2 protein-coding genes are annotated in these 4467 nt (G+C 50.3%); both read left to right on the forward strand.

Annotation, left to right across the window (positions count from 1 at the left end; genetic code table 11):
- The coding region (locus tag H6F72_RS29500; RefSeq protein ID WP_206755480.1) for a PAS domain S-box protein at positions 1-2841 on the forward strand (2841 nt) is incomplete at its 5' end.
- Positions 2842-2893: 52 nt separating this feature from the next.
- Positions 2894-4467, forward strand: a 1574-nt coding sequence (locus tag H6F72_RS29505; protein WP_190443604.1) for a PAS domain-containing protein, incomplete at its 3' end; no start/stop codon positions are given.

Below are 4467 nucleotides of genomic sequence, written 5' to 3' on the forward strand. Positions count from 1 at the left end.
GGTAGCCAAATAGGTCAATTTATGGAGCGGAAGCGGACAGAAATAGCTTTACGCGAGAGCCAAGATCTGTTCCAAAGCTTCATGAACCACAGCCCAATGGCAGCATTTATTAAGGACGAAGCGGGGCGCTATCTCTATGTCAATAGCTGGGCAGAGCGAGTCAATCAACGTCAGAAAGCTGATTTTATTGGCAAAACCGATTTTGAAATATTGCCACCTGCCATTGCTCACCAACTACATGAGAATGATCTGACTGTCTTGAGTAATGGTCAACCCATGCAGACGCTGGAGACTGTGCAGCAGTTTGGTAGGGAACGCAGCTATATGTCTTTTAAGTTCCCTTTTCGGAACGCGGCTAGGCAAAAACTCCTGGCAGGAGTGGCGATCGATGTGACTGATCGAATTCAAGCCGAAGCAGCCTTGCAGCAGCGAGAAGCAGAACTTCGCCTAATCACCAATGCTGTGCCTGTTCTGATCTCGTTTGTGGATGCTGAACAGCGTTATCGCTTCAACAACCAGAAGTATGAAGAGTGGTTTGGACGGTCTGCGGCTGAAGTTAACGGTAAGTACATTTGGGAGGTGCTGGGGGAAACGGCCTACGCAGCCATTCGGCCTTATGTCGAGCAGGTACTATCAGGGCAAGAAGTCACCTTTGAAACCAAAGCTACCTATAGTACGGGTGACCTCCGTGATGTGGTTGTCACTTATGTTCCTCGCTTTGATCACAAGGGAACTGTGGAAGGCTTTGTGACCTTAGTGAACGATATCACTCGCCGCAAGCAGGCAGAAGCGGCACTAATTGCACAAGAACAGCGATACCGCTACATTTTTGAGTCGGTGAGTGTCGCGATTTGGGAAGAAGATTTTTCTGAAGTCAAAGCCGCGATCACGCAACTCAAAGCAGCAGGCGTTAAGGATTTTCGTCAGTACTTCGCTCAACATCCTGAATTTGTGCACCAGGCGATGGGTTTGGTGCATATCCGGGATGTCAATCAAGCAGCGCTGCAAATGTTTGGTGCTCAAGATAAGGCAGAATTATTAACCTCCTTACATCAGATCTTTGTTCCAGAGACTCAAGAAGTCTTTATTGGAGAACTGTTGGCAATCGCAGCTGAAGAACCATTGTTTGCGGCAGAAACAGTACTGCAAAACCTACAAGGCGATCGCTTTGATGTCTGGGTGACCATTACCTTTCCATCTCCCTCAGAAGCCTGTGACCGTGTTCTAGTATCTCTGTTAGACATTACCGATCGCAAACAAGCAGAAGCAGCCTTGCGAACCAGTGCTGAGCGATTAAGCGTGGCATTAGCGGCGGCAAAACTAGGGGATTGGAATTGGGATGCTGCAACAGATCTCGTGACATTGTCAGAACGAGCTACGGCAATATTTGGCATTCCATCAAGTTCCCATCTAACTTGGGCCGAGATGTGGAATCTCCTACATCAAGACGATCGAGAACAAGCCCGTTTACAAGTAGAACAGGCGATCGCCGAACAGAGCAACTACGACATTGAGTATCGCGTGATTCATGCCGATGGCTCTGAACGATGGATCGCGGCTAAAGGGCGGGCTCAATACGATTCCTCCAGGCAAGCTCTAGGAATGTTGGAGGTTGTGCAGGATATCACGCCTCGTAAGCAGGCTGAGGCAGAACGAGAACAACTTTTGCTGAGAGAGCAGGCGGCGAGAGAAGAGGCCGAACAAGCGAATCGGATCAAAGATGAGTTTTTAGCCGTGCTCTCTCATGAGTTGCGATCGCCCCTTAATCCCATCTTGGGATGGGCACAGCTTCTGAAATCTCGCACTTTGGATGCACAAAAGACACAGCACGCGCTGGAAACGATTGAGCGCAATGCCAAACTGCAAACGCAATTGATTGAAGATCTACTGGATGTATCCCGTATTCTGCGTGGCAAGCTGGTGTTGAACACCGCGATCGTCAACCTTGGCAGTACCATTGAGGCCGCACTAGAAACCGTAAAACTCGCCGCAGAAGCCAAAGGAATTGAGATTCAAAAAAGATTTAACCCTGCTGTAGGACAAGTGAGGGGAGACCAGGCCCGGTTGCAACAGATCATCTGGAACTTGCTCTCCAATGCTGTGAAATTCACTCCTGCTGGTGGCAGAGTGGAAATTTGCTTAGAGCAGGTTGACACCGAGGCTCACATCCAAGTCAAGGATACGGGCAAAGGCATCAATTCCCAGTTTCTCCCTTATGTGTTCGAATACTTCCGTCAAGAGGATGGCACCACGACCCGGAAGTTTGGAGGACTAGGACTAGGACTGGCGATTGTCGGTCATCTGACCGAACTGCATGGAGGTACTGTTGAGGCACAGAGTCCAGGTGAGGAGCTAGGCGCTACATTTACCGTTAGATTGCCGTTGTTAATCAGCACTGAGCCACGAAACCTGAGCGGGCAAGACGCTTCATTGAGTAGTCGAAACTCTACACTTGACCTGCCCCTCACAGGCTTGCGACTTCTAGTTGTAGATGATGAACCAGATATTCGCGACATTGTATCGTTTGTCCTAGAGCAAGCGGGAGCCTCTGTGAGCATTGCTGCCTCCGCTTTAGAAGCTTTAGACCGACTCCAGCAATTCCTACCCGATGCAATAGTTTGTGACATTGGCATGCCAGATATGGATGGGTACATGCTGATGCGTCAAGTCCGCATGTTACCCCCAGACCAAGGCGGAGGGGTTCTAGCGATCGCCCTGACCGCCTATGCTGGAGAAATTGATCAGCAGCAAGCCCTGGCAGCAGGGTTTCAGAGGCACATGGCTAAACCCATTGAACCAGAGGATTTAGTGAGAGCGATCATCGCTTTAATGAAATCATGAGCGCGAACAACTCGGTATCGCTATCTTGATTGACTTGATCTCACCTAGGAAAATGCCCCATCCGACCCGCTCTCAAGTACAGCGCTATGGCATTGCTGGGCTCAGCGTTTTGCTGGCAAGTGTGCTGATGCTCCTACTAGACCCTCTGCTAGCTATGACTCGCAGCCCTTTCCTGCTGTTCTTTGGCGCTGTCATGGTCAGTGCTTGGTATGGAGGCTTAGGTCCAGGGCTCTTTGCCACCGCTTTGTCAGGTTTCATTAGCACTTACTTTTTTCTTCCGCCTCTATATTCCCTGTCTCTAGACTGGGTGAATGGCTCGCGGTTAAGTTTGTTTCTGCTGGAGGGCGTCCTGATCAGTGCCCTATCTGATGCCCTACGGGTCGCCAAGCAGCGGGTGGAGCGATCATTATTCAAGCTGCAGCTTAGTGAGGAACAGTATCGGCAATTAGTCGTTCAGGGCCAAGCACAAACGAATACCTTGAATGCGATCTTTTCCGCATCTGTGGATCATATCTATGTCTTTGACCAAGCAGGGCGATATCGATATGTCAGCGATGGAGGAGCCCAAGTACTAGGGTTTCAACCCCATGATTTGGTTGGTAAAACTTGGAAAGAGCTGGGTTTACCTGCTGATCTGATGGAACCCGTAGATGCTCAGCGAGAAACCGTGATGACGACTGGGCGATCGCTCACTAGCGAAACAGTTTTCACCACAGACAATGGGGTGCGGTTTTACGAATATATTCTGGCTCCACTCCACGCAGATCCATCCACGCAATCTGTGGTGGTAATCTCCCGAGATGTGACCGAGCGCAAGCAAGCAGAGGCCGAGCGGAACCAGCTTCTGGTACGAGAGCAAGCCGCGCGAGCAGAAGCGGAGGTGCAGCGGAATCGATTGCATTCACTTCTCCTCCAAGCTCCAGCTTTTATTTGTATCAGTCGTGGGCCTGATCATGTCTTTGAGTTTGCCAATCCCCGCTACTATCAACTCGTCGGAAACCGCGAACTGATTGGGCGCACCAATCGAGAAGCCTTTCCTGAACTAGCAGGACAAGGTTTTTTTGAACTTCTAGATCAAGTGCTGGCCACTGGACAGCCCTTCTTTGGCAACGAAATCGCGGCTCAATTGGATCGGCAAGGGAATGGATCAATCGAGGAGGGGTTTTTTAACTTTGTCTACCAGCCCATGTTCGATATCAATGGTGCTGTAGAAGGGGTGATTACCTTTGGCTTTGAAGTGACCGACCAAGTTGTGGCACGGCGGCAAGCCGAAGCCTTAGCCGCAGACCTGAGAATCCAACAGGTGGCGCTGAAGAAAAGTGAAGCTCGCTTCAGCCGCTTAGTTGAATCCAACATTATTGGCGTGCTTCTGGCGGGTCCCAGTGGCACGATTATGGAGGCGAACGATGCCTTCCTCAAAATAGTGGGTTATACCCGTGAAGACTTGCATGATGGCGTGATGAACTGGTCTGAGATGACACCACCAGAGTACGTCCAGCAGGATGAGCTCGTGTTACAAGAACTTGCTGCCTCTGGGAGTTGCACCCCATTCGAGAAGGCATACATTCGTAAAGATGGCAGTCAGGTTCCCATTTTGCTGGGAGCTGCACGACTCGAAAGTGACGA

Source organism: Trichocoleus sp. FACHB-46 (assembly GCF_014695385.1).
Taxonomy (GTDB): Bacteria; Cyanobacteriota; Cyanobacteriia; order FACHB-46; family FACHB-46; genus Trichocoleus.